At 41.9% G+C, this 21425-nt stretch carries 19 protein-coding genes; 10 read left to right on the top strand and 9 right to left on the bottom strand.

From position 1 onward, the window contains the following. Positions 1-111: 111 nt before the first annotated feature. Complete coding sequence (locus RYH73_RS09505) at positions 112-384, top strand: CBU_0592 family membrane protein (protein WP_335313183.1); 273 nt, start codon at positions 112-114, stop codon at positions 382-384. On the opposite strand, the gene RYH73_RS09500 is transcribed toward RYH73_RS09505, so the two are convergent. Continuing rightward, on the bottom strand, positions 374-970 hold the full coding sequence (locus tag RYH73_RS09500; RefSeq protein WP_335313182.1) for a TetR family transcriptional regulator: 597 nt from the start codon (positions 968-970) through the stop codon (positions 374-376). The two genes, RYH73_RS09505 and RYH73_RS09500, sit on opposite strands and share 11 nt — an antisense overlap. Before the next feature lie 145 nt (positions 971-1115). On the opposite strand from RYH73_RS09500, the gene RYH73_RS09495 reads away from it, so the two are divergent. Genes RYH73_RS09495 through RYH73_RS09485 form a run of 3 tightly spaced genes read left to right on the top strand, consistent with a single transcriptional unit; the run spans position 1116 to position 7030 of the window. Then, positions 1116-4295, top strand: coding sequence for a SusC/RagA family TonB-linked outer membrane protein (locus tag RYH73_RS09495; RefSeq protein WP_335313181.1), 3180 nt, complete (start codon positions 1116-1118; stop codon positions 4293-4295). Positions 4296-4320: 25 nt separating this feature from the next. Beyond that, complete coding sequence (locus tag RYH73_RS09490; protein ID WP_335313180.1) at positions 4321-5781, top strand: SusD/RagB family nutrient-binding outer membrane lipoprotein; 1461 nt, start codon at positions 4321-4323, stop codon at positions 5779-5781. 25 nt (positions 5782-5806) lie between these two features. After that, a complete protein-coding gene (locus RYH73_RS09485) occupies positions 5807-7030 on the top strand; it encodes an alkaline phosphatase family protein (RefSeq protein ID WP_335313179.1) in 1224 nt (407 codons plus the stop codon). Here RYH73_RS09485 and RYH73_RS09480 read toward each other — a convergent pair. Genes RYH73_RS09480 through RYH73_RS09470 form a run of 3 tightly spaced genes read right to left on the bottom strand, consistent with a single transcriptional unit; the run spans position 7027 to position 8949 of the window. Next, positions 7027-7989: a DUF5777 family beta-barrel protein gene (locus RYH73_RS09480; protein WP_335313178.1), complete on the bottom strand. Its 963-nt coding sequence runs from the start codon at positions 7987-7989 to the stop codon at positions 7027-7029. The genes RYH73_RS09485 and RYH73_RS09480 overlap by 4 nt on opposite strands. A 7-nt stretch (positions 7990-7996) precedes the next feature. Then, positions 7997-8554 carry a YceI family protein gene (locus tag RYH73_RS09475; protein WP_335313177.1) on the bottom strand — a complete coding sequence of 186 codons (558 nt, stop codon included), beginning with the start codon at positions 8552-8554 and terminating at the stop codon, positions 7997-7999. A gap of 11 nt (positions 8555-8565) precedes the next feature. Next, complete coding sequence (locus RYH73_RS09470; RefSeq protein WP_335313176.1) at positions 8566-8949, bottom strand: hypothetical protein; 384 nt, start codon at positions 8947-8949, stop codon at positions 8566-8568. Between the two features lie 126 nt (positions 8950-9075). On the opposite strand from RYH73_RS09470, the gene RYH73_RS09465 reads away from it, so the two are divergent. Genes RYH73_RS09465 through RYH73_RS09455 form a run of 3 tightly spaced genes read left to right on the top strand, consistent with a single transcriptional unit; the run spans position 9076 to position 11731 of the window. Beyond that, on the top strand, positions 9076-9720 hold the full coding sequence (locus RYH73_RS09465) for an RNA polymerase sigma factor (protein WP_335313175.1): 645 nt from the start codon (positions 9076-9078) through the stop codon (positions 9718-9720). A 5-nt stretch (positions 9721-9725) separates the two neighbouring features. Continuing rightward, positions 9726-10886, top strand: coding sequence for a hypothetical protein (locus RYH73_RS09460; protein ID WP_335313174.1), 1161 nt, complete (start codon positions 9726-9728; stop codon positions 10884-10886). Between the two features lie 53 nt (positions 10887-10939). Further along, complete coding sequence (locus RYH73_RS09455; protein ID WP_335313173.1) at positions 10940-11731, top strand: SDR family NAD(P)-dependent oxidoreductase; 792 nt, start codon at positions 10940-10942, stop codon at positions 11729-11731. Between the two features lie 75 nt (positions 11732-11806). On the opposite strand, the gene RYH73_RS09450 is transcribed toward RYH73_RS09455, so the two are convergent. From RYH73_RS09450 to RYH73_RS09440, 3 genes are all read right to left on the bottom strand, one after another. Then, positions 11807-12271: a hypothetical protein gene (locus RYH73_RS09450; protein WP_335313172.1), complete on the bottom strand. Its 465-nt coding sequence runs from the start codon at positions 12269-12271 to the stop codon at positions 11807-11809. A gap of 165 nt (positions 12272-12436) precedes the next feature. Next, complete coding sequence (locus tag RYH73_RS09445; RefSeq protein ID WP_335313171.1) at positions 12437-13987, bottom strand: OmpP1/FadL family transporter; 1551 nt, start codon at positions 13985-13987, stop codon at positions 12437-12439. 100 nt (positions 13988-14087) lie between these two features. Next, complete coding sequence (locus RYH73_RS09440) at positions 14088-15293, bottom strand: hypothetical protein (protein WP_335313170.1); 1206 nt, start codon at positions 15291-15293, stop codon at positions 14088-14090. A 232-nt stretch (positions 15294-15525) separates the two neighbouring features. Between RYH73_RS09440 and proS the strand changes: the two genes are divergently transcribed. From proS to RYH73_RS09425, 3 genes are all read left to right on the top strand, one after another. Further along, a complete protein-coding gene (proS, locus tag RYH73_RS09435; RefSeq protein WP_335313169.1) occupies positions 15526-16998 on the top strand; it encodes a proline--tRNA ligase in 1473 nt (490 codons plus the stop codon). A 160-nt stretch (positions 16999-17158) separates the two neighbouring features. Beyond that, entirely contained in the window at positions 17159-18298 is a 1140-nt protein-coding gene (locus tag RYH73_RS09430; RefSeq protein WP_335313168.1) for a cystathionine gamma-synthase, read from the top strand. A 66-nt stretch (positions 18299-18364) separates the two neighbouring features. Further along, a complete protein-coding gene (locus tag RYH73_RS09425) occupies positions 18365-19237 on the top strand; it encodes a TIGR02757 family protein (RefSeq protein WP_335313167.1) in 873 nt (290 codons plus the stop codon). A gap of 85 nt (positions 19238-19322) precedes the next feature. Here the strand turns inward: RYH73_RS09425 and mnmD are convergent, their stop codons facing one another. Continuing rightward, a complete protein-coding gene (mnmD, locus tag RYH73_RS09420; protein ID WP_335313166.1) occupies positions 19323-20012 on the bottom strand; it encodes a tRNA (5-methylaminomethyl-2-thiouridine)(34)-methyltransferase MnmD in 690 nt (229 codons plus the stop codon). A 49-nt stretch (positions 20013-20061) separates the two neighbouring features. Further along, the gene (locus RYH73_RS09415; protein ID WP_335313165.1) at positions 20062-21399 is read right to left on the bottom strand and encodes an MBL fold metallo-hydrolase; all 1338 of its coding nucleotides are present in this window, start codon (positions 21397-21399) and stop codon (positions 20062-20064) included. Positions 21400-21425: the final 26 nt, after the last annotated feature.

The raw sequence follows: 21425 nt of genomic DNA, 5'->3' as shown, positions 1-21425 counted from the left end.
TTTTTTGGACAAGCTTCTTTACATTTCTACCGATCTTTTAACAATTTATTAATAACATATCTAAACCTTTAACGCTGAAAACTATTTATTTTTGACGAATAGTTCATATACATGTCAGCAGAAACCATTAACTTCTTAGGTTGGATTGGAGTGGCCAGTTGTACCACAGGCTATTTGCTGGTGAGTGTAGGCTATATCCTTTCTAATAGCTGGAAATACCAATTGTTAAATGCAATTGGAGGTCTTTTTTTGGTGATAAGTGCCGTATATAATCATGATACGCCAAACACGGTTGCCAACGGTTTGTGGGCACTTATCGGCTTTGTCAGTTTGCTTAAATTTAGTTTGCTTGCTACCTCTAAAAAGGCAGTTGCTAAGCGTTAATGCCTAATAAGACATAAGCTTCTTTTTTGTATAAAGCTAATTTTTCTTGAAATATGCTTTTGTTATCTACCAGTGATAGGTAAAAATAAGCTCCATCCAATAGAATAAACACCATATCAGCTGTGCGACTAATGTCTGCTATGTTTGTGCTCCCATCGCTATTCAATTCTTCAAGTACTTTTCTTAACTCGTCCCTTAAGGAATCCAAAATCGTTTTGTACTTCTCCTTTATTTTGGCTTCACGAAAACTTGCTGCATAGAAGCTATAAAAAAGACCGTCATCGAAAAGCGTATTCCACTTTTTTGAGAATAGGCGATCAACAATAAGCTTCAACCGTTCAACTCCTTTTTTCTTTGTTTCTCCTTGTTTGTAAATGAGTAGATAGCGTTCTAATATATAGTCGATCAATGCCATTTTAAGGTCCTCTTTGGTAGCAAAATAGTGGATAATTAAGCTCGGATTGATATCCATTGCTTTGGCTACCTTGGCGATTGAGGTATGCTCATAACCAATCTTTTTCGCCACCTGATAAAAGGTGCTGATGATTTCCTGTTGTCGTAAATCTTTTAAACTTTTTCTGCCCATTTCTTTCGATGTTAACGCAAATTAACCTATTTATTTTGAATGAATGTTCAATTAATCAATTAAATAATGTTCAATTGATGATAGCTTAATATAGAGACCTGAACTTCGCTATAATTTAAACGAATATTCAATCAATCTAGTCTTTATGAAAGATTCATTCTCCATGTCTAAACTTCTTTCGATTTCGAAAATCGGATGGCTCTTATGTTTAACATTTTCAGTGTTTCGGCCATTGATGGCCCAAGAACAAGCGATAGAAGGAAAGATTATCGGTATAGTCAATGATCAGCAGGGGCTTCCTTTGCCTGCAGCATCCGTTAAAACGGAAAAAGCCAGTACCTCTACTGATTTTAATGGTCGTTTTTTGCTAAAAGTTGACTTACCTGCTATACTAAATATAAGCTCTATGGGTTATAAAACACAACAACTTACCATTTCAAAGACCGATACCGTGAAGATCGTTATGGTAGAAGATAACCAAAGCCTTTCCGAAGTGGTGATAACGGCATTGGGGGTAAAGAAAGAAAAGGCAAAGTTGGGTTACGCGGTGCAGGAAGTAAAAGGAGAAGCGTTGGATAAGGCAAGGGAACCCAATTACATCAACTCATTGACGGGAAAAGTCGCAGGCTTAAATATTAGAAATTCCACGGAACTCTTTCAAAACCCGGGAATCACCTTAAGGGGGCGAACGCCCTTATTTGTGATCGATGGTATCCCCGATCAACAAGCGGATGTCTGGAAAGTGAATGCCGATGATATTGAAAGTATCAGTGTATTAAAAGGGGCTGCCGCCTCCGCTCTTTATGGTTCTATTGGACAGAACGGTGCCATTATGATTACCACCAAACGCGGAAAGGGAAAGGATAAAACGGCTTTTGAATTTAATTCTTCAACGATGTTCCAACCCAGTTTTATACGAATTCCTAAGGTACAAACTATTTATGGTAATGGAAATAAAGGACAGTATGCTTATGTAGACGGAAAGGGAGGCGGTACGGAAGGTGCCGGGTGGATCTGGGGACCGAAGATGGATCAATTGGATCCCAACAGTCCCAGTGGATATTGGGAAACACCACAGTACAATAGCCCGATCGATCCCAATACGGGTGAGCGGATTCCGCTTCCTTTTGTTTCAAGAGGAAAGGATAATATTAAAAACTTTTTCAATACGGGGGTAATAGCCACCAATAATATTAGTTTTACGCAGAATGGCGAGAAAGGTAGTTTCAGAGCTTCTTTATCGCATATTTATCAAAAAGGAATTGTACCGAATACCAGTTTACAGAATGCCTCTTTTAATCTATCCGGTAACTACAATTTAACAAGTAAATTACAGGTCGATGCGCGATTAAACTATAATAGGGAGTACAGTGACAACTTTCCGGAGGTAGGTTACGGTCCGACTAATTATTTATACAACTTGGTATTGTGGACCGGAACGGACGTGGATGTGCGTGATCTCCGAAATTATTGGCAGGAGGGACAAGAGGGGATTCAGCAAAGACACTATAATACCTCTTGGTATAATAATCCATATTTTCAGGCCTATGAATTTCTAAGGGGCTATTACAAGGATAATATTTTCGGTTCTCTTACCTTAAATTATCAAATTGCATCCGGGTTGAGTGCTACTCTTCGTTCGGGTATTAATCAATATGGATTAAACCGCGACTGGAAGGAACCGAAGAGCTATGTCGGTTACAGCAATTTTTCGAGAGGAAATTATACCACAGAGGCGACAAATTATTTTGACATCGTAACCGATGCGATTTTGAAATACGACCATTCATTCTCTGATAATTTTGGACTGCATGCGGAATTAGGTGGTTCCAATTTCTTTATGAATTCACGCTTTCAGCAATCGAGTACCGATGGTCTTACAATTCCGCAATTTTATAACCTTAGCAATTCTGCCGGTCCACTGCAAGCGCAGAACACGTTGCAGCAGCGGCGTATATTAAGTGCTTATGGTTTCGTTGATTTTGAATTTTATAAAGCGTTTTATTTAACGGTAACTGGTCGTCAGGATAAAGTTTCCACTTTACCGCTCCATAATAACAGCTATTTCTATCCATCACTTACGGGATCCGTGTTGGTGTCTGAGCTAACCGATATGCCTTCCTTCATAAACTATTTTAAGCTTAGAGGGTCATGGGCAAGAGTCTCTAGTGGGGCTATTAACGCGGAAAACAATGCCGATCAATTGGCCATTCTTCAAGGTGATGCATATGGTTATATACCGGCTTATGATAAAGGTGTGATATGGAATGGCACCCCTTCTCTTACTTTCGGTGAAGTGCGTACCAACCCTGATATCAAACCGCAAACCACCGATAGCTGGGAAGCGGGAATGGAACTTAAGCTTTTTAACAGTCGACTTGGCTTCGACCTGACTTATTTTCAAACGCGCGATTACAACAACATCGTTTCTATCCCGGTTTCTTTGGGAAGCGCTTATGCCTTCAGACAGGAGAATGGAAATGTTTATCAACGAAAAGGCTGGGAATTGATGCTGCAAGCCAATCCTATTGATGCGAAGCTAAAATGGAATATTAGTGTTAATGCTAGTACCTATCGACGTTATTTGACGGAGATTTTTGGAAATGCACCGTATTTGGATCGTTTGAAGAAAGGTGATCGCGCAGATAAGATTTTTGCTTCTGTTTATGAAAGTTCACCTGACGGTCAGGTGGTGTACCAAAGCAATGGGATGCCAAAACCGGATCCCTTCACGCGTTTTGTCGGATACAGTGACCCTGATTTGGTATTTGGTATCGAGAATGCCTTTAATTATCAAAATTTTACCTTGCGTTTTCAATTTGATGGTCGTTTGGGAGGTAAAATGTTCTCAACTACCAATCAAAAAATGTGGTGGGGTGGGCAACATCCGGGCACCGTTAATCAATATCGGGAAGACGCAAATAATAATTTAGCTACCTATGTCGGAAGGGGTGTCATTGTTACTGACGGAGAAGTAACGTATGATAGTAACGGTAATGTGGTGACGGATACACGGGTATTCGCTCCGAATACAACGCCGGTTAACTACATCGATTTCATGACGACCACCAGCAATGCGACAGAGACAAACTATAACTATTATTCCCAAACTTTTGTAAAGCTACGGGAGGTGACACTCTCTTATCAAGTGCCTTCTTCTTGGTTAAGTAGGATGAAGGTCATACGTGGCGCTAATATTTCGCTGGTAGGACGTAATCTGCTTTTGTTTTCTAATATGCCTAATGTCGATCCTGACAGAGGCTTAGATGATTTGCAAACGCCCTCAACCCGAAACATAGGATTCAATCTAAATCTCCAATTCTAAATAAGGTGAATTAAAAAACAAACAGATGAATATACGAATTTTAAGTTTGATGTGCTTTGTTCTACTGGGGTTCAGCGCATGTAAAAAATTTGAAGATTTTCAAACAGACCCGAACCGAACAACCCAGGCGACGCCCGACCTGGTTTTTTCAAGTGTTCAACAGCAGGCGTTTAATAGAATCAGCGTCGGGGCTGCGATGGCCAGCCGTCAATTGGTGAATGTGGAATCAGTATCATCGGAACAATATTATAACTGGTTAAGGGGAAGTTTTAATGATTATGGCAATTTACGACAAGTTTATAAGATGAACCAAGAGGCAGAACGTTTAGGAAAGACAAGCTACCTTCCATTGGCTGTTTTCTTTAAATGTTGGTATCTGTATGATTTAACGCTGACTTTTGGAGATATTCCATATAGTGAAGCATTGCAGGGAGATAATCAGCAGTTTCAACCTAAATACGATACACAGCAAGCTGTCTTTTTACAAATGCTCAATGAATTAGATCAAGCAAATGCAATGATCGCAAAGGATATGGAACCCGTGTCAGGTGATTTGATATATGGAGGCGATTTGCAGCAATGGAAAAAGGCTATTAATACATTCACACTAAAAGTGCTGATGACCTTATCAGCTAAGGTAAACGATCCATCCTTAAACGTTGCAGCACGCTTTGCCAAAATTGTAAATGATCCTGCGACCTATCCTGTTTTTACCGATAATTCAGACAACCTATCCTTGCCTTATTATGATATTGTGAATAATCGCTATCCCTACTACAATAATAATGGTATACAAACGGCCAACTATATGGAAAAAACCTTTGTGGATTTGTTGAAAGGGTTAAAAGACCCACGTTTATTTAGGTATGCCGCACCGGCAAGGGCTTTGGTCAATCAATACGGAGCGGAAGATTTTCGTGCGTACGAAGGTGTTTTAGGAAGTGCGCCCAACAATGAAAATGCTGCGCAAGTAGTTACAGGACGGGTATCCAATATCAACAGTCGTTATTATAATAATCCTACCAATGAACCTGCTCTCGGACTTGGTTTTTCTGAGCTGCAATTTTTGCTGGCAGAAGCAGCAGTGAGAGGGTGGATCGCGGGAAATGCGGTCGCATTTTATCAAGCAGGTATTCAGGCATCCCTGGCTTTTGCTAAAGTTCCTGAAACGGATATAAACACGTATCTTGCACAAGAAAGCCTACAACAACTGACGCCTGGAAATGAAATCAAGGAAATTGTGACGCAGAAATACATTGCCTCGTTTATGTTGCCGAGTTGGAATGCCTTTTATGAGCAAAGACGGACCGGCTTTCCTATCTTTGATGTAAGTGGTGGCGCGGTGTTGAATAATGGAAAGGTACCAAAGCGTTGGATGTATCCGGAAGATGAATTGCGAAACAATGCCGACAACCTGGCGGCAGCTGTTAGCCGGCAATATCCGGAAGGCGATCATATTAATGGTGTTATGTGGCTATTACAATAAGGTGAAACGAAAAGAAACAAAGAATATGAATAAAATACTCATGTTATGCTTATGCTTGTGGGGAGAGCTCCTTGCGGCTCAAACGACAAAAAAGGTGGTTTATATTATCGCGGATGGAATTGCTGCTGATGTAATTGAACAAGCAGATTTGCCTAATTTACGGGCAATAAGTAGGCAGGGTACTTATTTACGTGCTTTCCAAGGCGGAGAAAAGGACCAATATAACGAGTCGCCGACGATTTCAGCGGTAGGTTATAATAATGTGTTAACGGGTGTTTGGTATAATAAACACAACGTTCCTGATAATGATATTAAGGCCCCCAATTATAATTATCCGTCAATTTTCAGACTATTGAAAGATGCCCATCCGGACAAAAAAATAGGTGTCTTCTCTAGCTGGCAAGACAATAGAACCAAGCTCATTGGCGAAGGATTGCCGGAGACGGGTAAAATAAAAATGGATTATGCTTTTGATGGTTTGGAATTGGATACCTTGAAATACCCACATGATAAGGAGCGTAATTTTATGTCTGCAATCGATGAGGCGGTAAGTAAGGCAGCCGCTAAATGTATTGAAGAGAAAGCTCCCGACCTCTCTTGGGTATATTTAGAGTATACCGACGATATGGGCCATATGTATGGTGATAGCCCACAGTATCAAGAGGCTATTCGGAGAATGGATCAGCAAGTTGGTCGTATTTGGCAGGCCGTTCAAGAACGCCAAAAAAAGGGGGAAGATTGGATGTTGATTGTGACCACTGATCACGGAAGAGAGGAGCGTACGGGAAAGGGGCATGGCGGCCAATCTTTTAGACAGCGCTCCGGTTGGATTATTAGTAATCAGGTTTTCCAAAATGATTACGCCAAATTATTATACCCTGCTGCGGTTGATGTGCTGCCTACAATTGCCGAATTTATGCAAATTCCTGTTCCGGAAGAGACCGAACGGGAGCTGGATGGGATTAAGCTCATAGGGGAGGTCAGTGTAGCCCAACCACGCGTCCATCTTTACCAATCCACGTTGGATATTTCTTGGATTCCTTTAGGGCAAGATGGTGAGGTGAATATATGGGTGAGCACGGAAAATAAGAAGAAGAGTGGAGGAAAAGATACCTACCGTTTGATGGGTACCTTTCCGTTAAAGAATAAACAGGCTATCCTTTCCGTAAAGGATCGTCCTTCTAATTTTTATAAGATCGTTTTACAAACGGATCAAAATACGGTGAACAGGTGGGTGGGGAATCCTTAATACCCACCCGTTTTTTCTTGATCCTTGTTAAACGAAAATCTTCGGGAAATGCTGAAACCCCATCTATACTGTCCTTTACCCCAAGAAGTTGTCGTTTCCGGGATAAATTGCGATTCTTGAATCGCTGTGGCATTGGTAAAGTTTAGGTGGAAAACGTGACCTCCCGTTTCGATTTCTAAACCAACTCCCAATGCATCGTAGAATTTTTGTTGATTGATATTTTCTACGTATTCTTTTTTATCCTGACTTCGGAAGGGACGGAAATAGTCGGCTACAATTGCCATACGCTTGCTGATTTTTAAACGCCCTCCGGCCCCTAAAGCAAAGATCCCATTTTGGTCTCCGAAAACGGTGTAATTGCGATGTACATAGCTCGGAATGAGAGCGAAGGAAAAACGACTGCTGAATTTTCTGGCCATTATTAGCTGACTGACATAGCTAATGCGGTCATTGAAGTTTTTGTAGGACGTCGACGCTGTTGGATCCTCGGATGCTTTGACACCGCTTATGGTCCCGCTTCCAAAAAATGCCAGACTTATCGGGATGGCATCATCGGTTGTTTGTTCTAAGAAACGATATTTGAAATTGGCTTCATATAGTTGTGTAGCTGCTGTGGCTCCTTTGGCACGGGCAATTCCTACATTGAATTGGTCTGATATACCATAATCAAAACCAATGCGGATGTCGGTCGATTGATCAAGGCCGAAGAAATTACCAATCCCTCCACTGCCACCGGCGATATCTCCAAATCGATGATCCACCCGAAATTCGAGTTCCTTTTTATGGATGGTTTCGGTGGATTGCGCATTAATGAGATGATTGGATTTAAAGGTGGCGCTTACCTTTTCCCGAGGGGTACTATCTTGTTGAATCAATTGTTCTAAGTCGCTTTGCGCAAGTAAACAAGAGAAGGGAATAACCGATAAAAAGTACGTGAAAAAAAATGTGATACGCTTCATAAGATGATTAAGGGGTTTTAGCTTGGTAAGCAGCAGCAACCTTAACGTCCAAGGTTTCCGCTATGTTTTTTATAACAATGGTTGGAACTTCAATCCCATGATCGGCTGTCTTTACCTTAAAGGTACATGCGGCTGTAATGGCACCATTGTTCACCGTTATTTTAACAGGTGCAGTGTAGCTTTTAGCAACACCATGTACAGTTAGTGTACCACGCACGATACATTGATAGCTACCATTGTCTTTCAGTTTATCCGGATCGTTTATTTTTCCTTTAAATTCTGAGAATGGATACTGTTCGCTTTCCATATAATTTTCATTGAAATGCTCTTGCATAAGCTTTTTTTTGAATTGAAAAGAGGTGTTTTTCACTTTGAATACAATGTCACCGGTATTGACATCCAAGGCAGACAATCCATTCTTGCTGATACCTTCTATATCTTCAACCGGTGTACTGCTGAAAAAAGATATGGTAGCACCGTTACATACATAGGTGCTTTGTGCTCTTGAAATTACAACAGAGAAGAAGCTCAGGAGCAATAAGGGTAAAATTACTTTTTGAGTCATGATTTTTTCTATTACTGTTCCGGCATATTACGATCAAACCAAGCTTTTAAAAGTGCCTTTTCATTTGTACTTAAAGAGCCGCCGAGGGGCATGGTACCCGTTACCAATACGACATTGTTAATTCTGGTCCCATTCGATCGAACCGAATTGTAGTCCGAGAAGGTCCAACGACCACTTGCTCCACCTCCGGCCGCATGGCAACCTGCACACTTTGTCTGAAACAGGGCACCGGCGAAATTATTGTAACTGACGTTTTCAGCGGTTACTTCTTCATTGCCCGGCGATTCAGGTTCGGCAGCCTGGTCTTTTGAGCAGCTGTATAGGACAGCAATAAAACTTGTTAAAATAGCAAGTGCATGGAATGACTTTCTTTTCATAATCTTAAACCTCTTCATTTTTATGTGTTTTTTTGATCGATACTGTAAATACGGAGATGAGATGCATAGGGTTGCCTGGCAGGTATAAAAAATGCAAAATATTTGTTACAGAAATTTATTTTACTCCCGTAATTAATTTTAGCTTTGAGGCAACCTTTTTTTGAGGGCGTTCGTAATGTCTATTGGAAGGAGGGCTTGGTGGCACCTAAGGAGAATCAGGAAGAAGTCATATCGAAACTTATACAGGGATGTATTCAAGAGGATCGGAATTCTCAAAAGGAACTCTATAGGCATTACTATGCTTATTCAATAGGGATTTGCCAACGTTATGCGGGTAACAAAATAGACGCCGCCAGTATCATGAACGAGGGCTTTTTTAAAGTATTTAAGCATATCAAGAAATACGACAGCCGAAAACCGTTCACTGCTTGGATTGGTCGTATTATGACCAATGCCGCAATTGATTATTATCGAGCTAACCTTAAATTTGCCAGTAATGAAAATATAGTGGATTATGATCAGGCGGGATCTGACGAGGCTATTTATGAGAAACTAAACTATCAAGACCTTTTATGCATGGTACAGTCGTTAAGTCCTTCCTATCGGACGGTTTTTAACCTTTATGCAATTGAAGGATATAGCCATGAAGAAATCGCAGGGATGTTGCATATTTCTGTCGGAACATCGAAGTCGAACCTGTTTAAGGCAAGAGCAAAATTAATGGAGATGCTGAAGGAAAGGGACGTAAGCATCGATAAAAATGAAATAGATAAGAACCTAAGTGAGTAAGTGTGATGGAGAAGAAGAAACTCGATGAGCTATTCAGGGAAGGGTTAAAGAACCCGGAAGCATCTTATGACGAGGTGCATTGGATCGCTATGGAAGAGAAACTTGCTTCTAACCGGAAAAAAAGACAAGGAATTATCTGGTTGGGTTCTTTGAGCGCAGCAGCAGCTATTATACTGGCTTGCCTAATTATCTGGTGGCCCACTACACGGGATACGGTGGTTGAAGTAACGGAAAAGAAAGACAGCATGACGTCCAAAAGGGCGCCGGTTGAGAAAATAATACCGCCGATTAACGATCAGGTGGTAAAGGGTTCGCATATACAAAAGGAGTCAAGAGGAGCCTTGGTCGCTGTGCCTGAAAAAAACAACGATCATGGAGCGGGGAGAATAGAGCAAGTACTTGCCGGTATTTATAAGGATACGTTAAAGATTCATTCAACACCTGATGATTTTGTTGGAAGGAGGGATGGAAATTTAAGCTTGGCACCGGTGTATGTAGCAAACGCTCTGTTGACCGGCGAGAACACTGCACCCGAGCTAAAGATGCCTCGAAAAAGAACCTCTGCTTACTTAACGATTTTAGCTGCGCCCGATTTAACTACTGTGCAAGGGGCTGGAAACCCACAGCTGAGCCGAAATATGGGTGTTCTGTATACCTTGCCCTTAACGCATAAATTAAGTATATCAGGCGGCGTATTGTATGCGAGAAAAAACTACAATTCGCCTTATAGCTTTTACCGACCAAAAGTACAACGAAACTATGCATTGACCCCGAGCGAAGTCGATGCAGCATGCGACGTACTGGATGTGCCAATTGAACTGAGCTATCAGGTATACCAAAAGGGTGCAACACGTATTGTTGTGAACGGCGGTGCATCCAGCTATTTTATGTTACGGGAACAATATGAATTTAGCTATCATACCGGAGATTCCTATCAGGATAAGCAACATATAAACTACGAGGTGAATGGTAAAAACAATCATCCCTTCGGAGTGGCAAACATCTCTGCTACCTTTGAACAGCAGCTGAATAATAAGGTTAGCATTGGCGTTAGACCTTTTGTCAAATTACCTTTAACAGGTGTTGGTTACGGTCGAACCAAGTTGGAATCGAAAGGTTTAGCGGTTTCAGTTAGTTTCAAATTAGGTAATAAAAACACCAATTAATTTTCAGGCCTAGATCGATATTAGTATGTTCGTATTTGATTAATATTCACTATATGAATCCTTATGCATTGATTACCGGCGCAAGTCAGGGAATTGGGAAAAGTTTAGCAATTGAGTTGGCCAAACGTTCATACAATCTGCTCTTGGTGGCCCGGTCGACTGAAAAGCTCGAGTTATTGAAAAAAGAATTGCATGTTTCGTATCGTGTCGAGGTAGATTTTTTGACGCTTGATCTGGCACAGCAAGGGGCTGCGGATATACTTTTCAATTGGTGTCAAAGCTTGCGTGTTCCTATACAGATTCTCGTTAACAATGCCGGTTTTGGTTTGTGGGGTGCTTTTGATACGTTGCCAATCCAAGAACAGGAGCAGATGATCGATCTAAATGTTCGAAACCTCACGTCCATTACCTACCGCTTTATATCCTTGCTTGAAAAGAACGATCAGTCTTATCTATTGCAAGTTGCAAGTACAGCTGCGTATCAAGCGGTACCGACTTTAGCGGTTTACGCAGCCTCAAAAGCCTATGTCTTGTCCTTTACGCGAGCTATTCGGCACGAGTTAAAATCAAAGAACATATCTGTCACTTGTTTATGTCCCGGGCCAACAGAAACGGGTTTTTCAGATAGAGCAGGGATGCAGGCCTTAGCAAAGCTAACCGCTAAATATAATATGTCGGCCGATATCGTTGCCCGGCAGGCTCTGAAAGCGATGTATGATGGGAAAGCGGAGGTGGTACCCGGCTTTACCAATAAGTTACAACGTTTTGGCGATTGGTTGGCTCCAAAAAATGTGGTGGAAAAAATAGCTGCTCGTTTATATCGGGAGCGACCGGTAGTTAAGTAGTTGAGACGTTAAATGGTTGAGTAGTTAAGTCATTGCGTATATTAACAACTAACAACCAATAACTAATAACCAGTTTTAAACAGTTCTGGTAAGTAAATATTCCACAAAACAGGCTAAAATATAATCCCATCCTTCCGGAGCGTCCATCATTTCCTGATAAGCAATAGCTTTTTCGCCGTGCTTTGCAAAATTTCGGTGTTCCAAGATCATGGTTGTGCAACCTTGATCTTCGGTAAAAGATATTTCCACTTCGCTTGACTTATCGGGATTGGGCTCTGGTACGCGGTCGGGACCTATTTGCCAGAGAAAAGTGAAAGCGTCCGTTCCAAAGGCTACAATCCGTCCCCAATCGCACTGAAATCCATAGGGGCCTATCTCGGTGAAAAAGCCATTGATCGTAGGATTAACTTTTAATGCAACCAACTCTTCCCTCGACCAGGTATACTCCTTTGGCCACCAAATGCCTAAATCATTCAAAAAAATATCGAATGATCTTCTCATGGAGGCTTCAAACATGATTTTCTTTTTAATGTCCTTCATATCTCTTTTCTTGGAAATATGCTACGGTATCTACCATATCTTGCTAACAAGTGACGGACAAATTGGTTTGAAAGTAGTGGACGTGATGGTAAGGGAATTGGTATTTTAAACAAAAAAGGTTAAGCAAGCTTGCTTAACCTTTTCACTATTTTTTGATACTTAATATTAAAATTTCGCACCTATCGTTAAGAACACATTGTTACGTGTATTTTTAACACTCGCCGAAGGATTTGTCAATCCTGTTGCTTCTTGGTGCGCCGGTGTGAACTGGTATGGCATATGGTTGTATTCTTGTTGCCAATTTTGATAGGTTGCGTCTACATAGTAATTCAAGAAGCGAAAACCAAGCCCTCCGGTAATAGATCTTGCTTTAAAATCAGCATTGTCGTAAGGGTTTCCTTGATGATTATAACCTGCACGAATCATCATAACTTGCGGTATTACAGCTAATTCACCACCTACTTTCAAGTTAACGGCTCCTTTGTAGTTCGCTTTTATATCTTCGTTCATTAACTCTTTATCATAGCTATAAGTGCCTGAGAAACGAGCGCTTCCGTAGTCAATATACTCCACATCCGCTGATATAAGACCCCTTGAGAAAACTCCTGCAATACCACCATTAAATCGGAATGGTGTACGGTAGTTGTACTCGTAATAGTTTGCTTGAGACTGGTCATCTGCGCTTGAAAATGGCTCCGATTCATTTGGATGATAATTTCTGATCATATACGAATCATCAAAATCATCAGACATTCTGTACCAAGTAGGGCTAGTTGCATTAATACCAATTCGAACTTGTTCCACCGGTTTATAGATCATTCCTAATTTAAAATTAACGCCTGTACCACGAGTTCTCATCCAGACTTCTTGATCGTAGCTATAGTCGGAACCCAAAAGTTGTTGATAGCCCGTGTCTCCGTTAGGGCCAAATCTTGAATTTTGCCAACCAGGAAGTGTTTCTAGATAGGCCTGATCAACCATGACTCCGTCTTCATAAAAACCTGTATAACTATCGTAGTCTATGGTGGCTAAACCAATTCCCGCACCTAAATAAAATTTATTGCTATAGTTTGCTCCGAAAGATAAATTGGTTTCCGATTGATATCCACTGTAGCGATTCATAACACCCTGTTCATTGTCGATGCTTGTCATAGGGTAATTATCGTTTCCTAATTGATCATATAAACCAAAATCATATCCGATTTTCCCTAGGAACGATCCCTCATAGCCCTGATCAGCAAAGAAGTCTGCAGCCGTTGACGTCGTATTAACACCAGCATAACCTAATGTTGAATGAAAGCTGTTGGTTTTAGTGTAGCCTAACCCAATATTGAAATTGAGCCAACCTGTCTCCAAATTGCTGCCTCTGGCACGCATGCTAGGTAGATTGAAAACAATTCCCAGTTGATTTAGGCCAAACCTGTTTTTTGTATTGGAATTTGACTGTCCAAAATAAGTGGCTTGATTTTTATCGCCAAAATAATCTAACGAAATGCTGACATCTGAACTCGTGAAAAATCCTAGACCTGCTGGATTGCCCGAAATATTACTGATATCACCACCCAACGCAGTCTGGGCATTCCCCATTGCCTTAAACCTCGCGGATGATCCTTGTTCATTTTGGGAGAAGAGGAGGGATTCCCCTACGTTCTGGGCATGAGCAGCATAAAAAAAGCCTGTCATGATTCCCAGTGTTATAAATTGTTTAGTTCTCATTCAATTAAGCGTTTAATAACATATAAATATTACGGCACGAAATTTTGTATTTAGGATTTGTATGGCACAGCCCTCTATAAGAACTGTGCCGTATAATAGGTTATCTTCTTCCTCCACCGCCACGGGAAACACCACCGCCTCCGCCGCCGCGACTCATACCGCCTCCGCTAAATCCCCCGGAAGATCTTCCTCCCGATGATGGACTATAGCTCGGACGTGAAGGTGCACTGCTTGGTCTTGATACGCTACCTTGTGGTCTTGACGTAGGACGACCCATCGAACTAGGTCTTGACGAAGGTCTGCTCATACCACTTGGTCGATCCATGCTACTTGGACGGGAACCAACAGGCCTGTTTCCAGATGATGGTCTACCCATGTTGCTCGGTCTATCCATGCTGCTTGGGCGACGTCCGTAGGATGGTCTTGAACCAATATTTCCTCTATTATAAGTTTCTCGGGTAGTTCTGCTGCCGCTACTTGGTCTTACACCGGTAGCCCTACTTCCAGTTCCCCAATTATTCCGCGCATTCGAAGTTCTAACTCCGCTACCTCTTCTGTTGTTAACCCCAAGGTTATTTCGTATAATAGAACCTCTGGAATTGAAAGCATTCATGGCGTAGGGTCTTGGGTTATAGTTTACTCGGCGAGCGTAACCGCCGCCCCAGCCCCAACCTGGATAGCCCCAGCCGCCACCCCAGTAGCCACCGCCCCAGCCCCAGCCGGCGCCGTAGTAAGAGTAGGGACCCCACCAAGGTGAGTACCAGCCACCCCAGCCACCGGCAAAGTAAGGATTGCCCCAACGGCCACCCCAGCCGAAGCCACCGCCCCAGCCCCAGCCGCTGCTCCAGCCAAAACCTAAACCGAAGCCACCGCCCCAGCCAAAACCACCGCCCCAACCGGCATAGCCGTACCAGGGATCAAAAAATGGATCGTAATAGGTCATGCCCGGTGTGGCATAGTAAAAACGATTGATGCGATTTGCGTACTCGGAGTCACTGTACTCATCAGCATAGGCATCTCCATAGCTGTCAGCATACTCGTCATCATAATATCTTCCATTCTGATCTGCATATTGGTCGTCATAAGCATTGGTATCCGTGTCAGCATATTCGTCATAACCTTCAGCAGGCTCGGCATATTCATCATAATAATCCGGGCTACGATAGGCTACTTCCTTTGCTTTTGTCCTCCCTCCATAAACATCATCCTGAAAAGTATTTTGTGCGTACTGACTGGTAGCACATGATCCTAAGGATAAGGCTCCTATCAATACAGCACTTTTTATGATTAATGGTTTACTTTTCATTGTTCTTTCCTTTCAAATAATTTTGTGGTCTTTGTAACGTTAGACGCAGTTAAACCGAAAAGGTTTAATAGGTAAACGGTTGTGAAAATGCGTCTGCTACAAAAATAATTTAATAATCCTTACATTCGCAAAATGGAAGTAACTTTACGGTGATTTTAACATTTTTAACAAATTTTAACAATTCCTTTTTGCTTTCTATTTAAAGCACAATTTTTATTCCAAACATACAACAATGAGTAAAGGTATAACTAGCAGAAATGAAGATTATTCGCAATGGTACAATGAATTAGTAAGTAAGGCCGATTTAGCAGAACACTCTGCCGTACGTGGATGTATGGTAATCAAGCCCTATGGCTATGCTATATGGGAGAAAATGCAGGCCGCACTTGATCAAATGTTTAAAGATACCGGGCATAGCAATGCCTACTTTCCGCTCTTCATACCAAAGTCATTTTTTTCGAAGGAGGCTTCTCACGTAGAAGGTTTCGCAACGGAGTGTGCCGTTGTGACACATTATCGTCTTAAAAATGACGGAAATGGACAGATCGTTGTTGACGAAGAGGCAAAGTTAGAGGAAGAGCTTATTGTGCGGCCAACTTCCGAAACTATTATATGGAACACCTATAAGGGTTGGATACAGTCATACCGTGATTTGCCGATCCTGGTTAATCAATGGGCGAATGTGGTGCGTTGGGAAATGCGTACACGTTTGTTTCTGCGAACAGCTGAATTCTTGTGGCAGGAAGGGCACACCGCGCATGCAACGAGTGAAGAGGCGGTGGAGGAAACGGAACGGATGCTTAACGTATATGCAACCTTTGCGGAAAATTGGATGGCTTTGCCGGTAGTACGTGGAAGAAAGACAGAAAATGAACGTTTTGCAGGGGCATTGGATACCTATTGTATCGAAGCGCTTATGCAAGATGGTAAAGCATTGCAGGCAGGAACTTCGCATTTTCTAGGACAGAATTTCGCTAAGGCTTTTGATGTTAAATTTACATCGAAAGAAGGTAAATTAGATCATGTTTGGGCGACCTCCTGGGGAGTGTCAACACGTCTAATGGGCGCCTTGATTATGGCCCACTCCGATGATGCAGGTTTAGTTTTACCTCCTAAATTGGCACCGATACAGGTCGTTGTCGTACCGATTTATAAAACGGAAGAAGAGCGTCAACAAATTGATGCGTTGGCGGACGATTTGATAGCAAGATTGAAACAAAAAGGGGTGTCTGTGAAATATGATGATCGTGATACGCAACGTCCCGGATTTAAATTTGCAGAATGGGAACTTAAAGGTGTGCCTGTTCGGGTAGCAGTGGGAGCACGCGATTTGCAGAATGGTACCGTAGAGCTGGCAAGAAGGGATACGCAAAGCAAAGAAACTGTTTCTCAGACGGGATTAGCGGAAACGATTGAACAATTACTGATTGATATTCAGGAAAATATCTACCAAAAGGCTTTAAGTTACCGTGACGCACATATCACGGAAGTAAATTCCTACGAAGAGTTTAAAGAGGTTTTGGAAGGAGAAGGTGGTTTTATTTCGGCTCATTGGGATGGCACGAGCGAAACCGAAAAAAGAGTAAAAGAAGAAACAAAAGCGACGATTCGCTGCATCCCGCTGAACAATAAAGAAGAGGAAGGAACGTGTATATTTACAGGGAAACCATCAAAGCAAAGAGTACTATTTGCTAAGGCTTATTAATTTGGTGACTAGTTATTAGTTACTGGTTATTGGTCATACTTAATAATTGGTTACTGGTTATTCTCATCTTAATAACAAACAAGGAACAAATGGGTTACGGGGCTAATAACCAATAACGAACAACTAATAACGAGCAACTATCAACGAATAACGAAAATTTATGAAATTCGCAACAAAAGCTATACATGCCGGGCAACATCCGGACCCAACAACGGGCGCTGTGATGACACCGATTTATCAGACATCGACCTATTGGCAACAATCGCCCGGCGAACATAAAGGTTATGAATATTCGAGGGGAACGAATCCAACACGTAAGGCGCTGGAGGAGTGTATTGCCGCGTTGGAAAATGCAAAATTCGGACTGGCGTTTTCCAGTGGTATGGCTGCTACGGACACGGTTTTGCGTTTATTAAAACCGGGTGATGAGGTGATTACAGGTAATGATTTGTACGGAGGTTCCTACCGAATTTTCACGAAGGTATTTGAGAAATTTGGTATCAAGTTCCACTTCGTTGATCTCACCAGTCCCGACAATATTCGGTCCTATCTAAACGATCAGACAAAACTTATCTGGATCGAAACACCTACAAATCCAACCATGCAGATTATTGATATTGAAGCTGTGGGGGCAATTGCAAAGGAGTCAGGTGTTTTATATGTGGTCGATAACACCTTTGCTTCACCTTATTTGCAAAATCCTATTGATTTGGGCGCCGATATCGTGATGCATTCGGTGACAAAATATATTGCCGGCCATAGTGACGTGGTGATGGGCGCTTTGGTAACTAATAAAGAAGAACTCTACAAGCAACTCTTTTTTTACTATAATGCTTGCGGTGGTACCCCAGGGCCTCAGGATAGCTTTCTGGCACTTCGCGGAATAAAAACCTTGCATCTTCGCATGAAAGCGCATTGTGAGAACGGCAAACAAGTAGCCCACTTTTTGCGGAATCACCCAAGGATTGAAAAAATATATTGGCCAGGCTTTGAAGATCATCCAAATCACGCAGTCGCTAAAAAGCAAATGCGCGATTTTGGTGGTATGATTTCCATTGTTCTAAAGAATGCCACTTTGCAGGACACTTTTAAAGTGGCTTCATCTTTTAAAGTGTTCTCTTTAGCGGAGTCGCTCGGTGGCGTCGAATCTTTAATCAATCATCCCGCGACGATGACCCATGGATCCATTCCAAAGGAAGTTAGAGAGCAGGTCGGCGTAGTCGATAATCTAATTCGTATCAGCGTTGGTGTCGAAGACATTGAAGATCTTTTGGAAGACTTGGAGCAAGCACTAGGATAATGTATCGATTAACCAATTAGCGAATTAGCCAATCATTAGCTAATTCGCTAATTGGCGTATTGGCTAATGGTTATGTTAAATCTAAAAGACTTTCTCGATCGTAAGGTAGCGCAATATAATCAGCCCGGTTTTATTGAAAATGATCCGGTTTGTATTCCGCATGAATTTTCCCTGAAGCAGGACGTGGAAATCATGGGTTTTTTCGCGGCGATATTGGCTTGGGGCCAACGAAAGACGATTATCAATAAATGTCGCGAATTGATTGATCGAATGGATGGCCAGCCTTACGAGTTTATCAAAGCGCACAAGGCAAGTGATCTTAAACGTTTATTGGGCTTCAAACATCGAACTTTTAATGACACCGACTTGTTGTATTTCATTAGTTTTTTCAATGCGCACTACGAACGTTTCGATTCATTGGAGTACGCATTCCTACCATTATCGAGCTCGAATGAATTTAGGCAGGACTTTTTAATGGAGTGGTCAGAAGAGGCTGTGTCGGGTGATGAATTGCATAGCAACGTCTGTTATCAATCCGAGTTGATTCGCCCGCAAATCAAAGTTGAAGCTGCCTTGAATCGCTTTCGATCGTATTTCTTCAGCTTACCGGATTATCCGACTCGTACGCGGAAACATATCAGTTCTCCCAGTCAAAAGTCCACATGCAAGCGGCTCAATATGTTTTTGCGATGGATGGTTCGTCATGACAATCACGGCGTGGATTTTGGTATTTGGAAACGGATAAAAATGAGTGAATTAATCTGTCCTTGCGATGTACACGTAGAACGGGTGGCAAGACACTTGGGATTAATTACTCGTAAACAACGAGATTGGAGTACAGCTGTCGAACTAACGGATAAGCTCCGTATACTAGATGCCAACGATCCTGTAAAGTATGACTTTGCGCTGTTCGGATTGGGAGTTGAAGGGGAAATTTAATTAGCTAATCATTTGATTAGTCAATTACCTAAATCTGTTTGTGTGAAGACTTTCATGAACACACTTTATCCAATCATCACATTGGCTAATCATCACATTGGCTAATTTTAACAGCCCGAAGCATCTCCCGTTTACCCGGGGCACCTGGTGCTTTTTCAATAGTGAATCCAATACTTTTCATAATACGCTTTAGGTTGCCTGTGATCGCATAGGTTACAAATACGCCTCCGGGATTCAGGAACGAACATACATGTTCAAGTGTTTCGAGGTTCCACATTTCCGGTTGATGGACGGCTGCAAAGGCGTCAAAATAGAGTACATCAAAGCGTTGCCCACTATTAAACGTAAGAACTTCCTGATGAGCAATAGTTAATGCTATTTCCTTCGTTATACTTTGTGTGCTCGATAAAGCAGGTGTATAATGCGCTAAAAAAGAATGCCAAAGGGTGGCCTGTATTTGTTTTTCATAACCTGTCTGTGCGATTATTTCGGCTTCAAGTGGATAAGCTTCAATACCGGTATAAACGAGCTTAACATTTTGCTGATGGCAATAAGCTGCCGTTAATAAAAAGTTGAGACCTGTCCCGAAACCTACCTCTAAGATAGATACCGTATTCGTCGGCCTGTCGGAGGTATGTTCTCGGTAATATTGCAATCCGGATTGCAGAAACACATGTCTACTTTCCTGCACCGCACCGTGCTTAGAATGATAATGTTCTCCAATCGCTTCATGAAAGATGGTTTTTGACCCATCGGCTGTTATAACGAAATTCATCTATTGGTGTCAATCTATATAGTCATTGGCTAATTAGCCAATTTGCAAATTAGCTAATTGGGGAAAAGTCATTCACCGCCGTACCTAGATCATACACAGGTACGGCCACGCTGGCGGCAATAATGCTGGAACCAATGGCAGAGCGATACCCACCTGCGCAATGAACTACAATAGGCTTTTCTTCCGGGATGGCTTGCAGTGATTCCCGGAGTCGGGGAAGTGGGATATGAATGGCATGCTTAAACAATTTACCTTCCTTTAGCTCATTGTCATTTCGGATATCAATGATGGTAAAATTATCTTCATTTTTTTCGAAAAAAGAAAGGTCAAAAACAGGACTCATTTGACTGCTGACCGTGGCGCTAAGGTAACCCTTACACTGGGCTTCATAACCTATTTTAGCGAGCTTATGCAATAAGCGGCTTAGGGTTTGCTCGTCCTCAATAATTAAATAAAAAGACTCACCGGGAGCGATAATACTACCAAGCCAAGTTTCAAATTTATTGCCATCAGGAATATTAATGGCGTGATGGTGATGGCTTGTTTTAAAGGCTTGCGCAGACCGCGTATCTACAAGTAAAGCACTTGTATTGTCAATTTCTGACTCTTCCGTATGAATAATATGAGACAAGCTTATTTCCAGATCGGATGCTCCCGCACGATTGAGCGCAACATCGTGAATAAAATATTTTGGAATAAAGGGTTGGTCGTTCAGAAGCATTTCTATAAACACTGATTCTTCCATAGTACCTAATGCCGGGTTTTCTTCAAGCTCTTTGCCAATGGTACTTTGTAACTCGTTGCGCATACTTTTGCCGCAGAGTGAACCAGGGCCATGCGCTGGATAAACAAGCACATCCGTGGGTAATTTCATGATTTTATCGCGCAAACTATAGTACATCGCTTTCGCCAATTCCCTGGCCTTTGCCTGTAAATTTCCTACATTTTCACGTAGATCGGGCCTTCCTACATCACCTACAAAGAGCGTATCACCAGTGAATACGGCTATTTCTTTTCCATGTTGATCACTTAGTAGGACGCAAATACTGTCGGGCGAATGCCCCGGGGTATTTAGGGCTTTCAAGGTACAATGGCCGATTTCAATTTGCTCACCTTCGTCAAAGGTCTTGTGTGGATAACTTGCTCCGACTAGTTTACTCGTGTAAATGGTAGCTCCTGTGCGTTTATGAAGTTCTAAATGACTGCTTACGAAGTCCGCATGAGGATGTGTTTCGATAATGCCAATAATTTTGGCATGATTTTCTCTTGCAAAGGCGAGGTACGGCTCGGGATCTCTTGCTGGATCAACCAGTACCATTTCGTTATTACTAATAATGGCATATGAAGCTTGGGCGAGTCCGGTATCGTAAAATTGTTCTATCTGCATGTCAACCAAAAATATTGGCAAAGGTA

It is taken from the genome of Olivibacter sp. CPCC 100613, assembly GCF_036959255.1.
Classification (GTDB): domain Bacteria; phylum Bacteroidota; class Bacteroidia; order Sphingobacteriales; family Sphingobacteriaceae; genus Olivibacter.
Note: the sequence above shows the minus strand (reverse complement) of the source record. Positions and strands in the feature narration are given on the sequence as shown.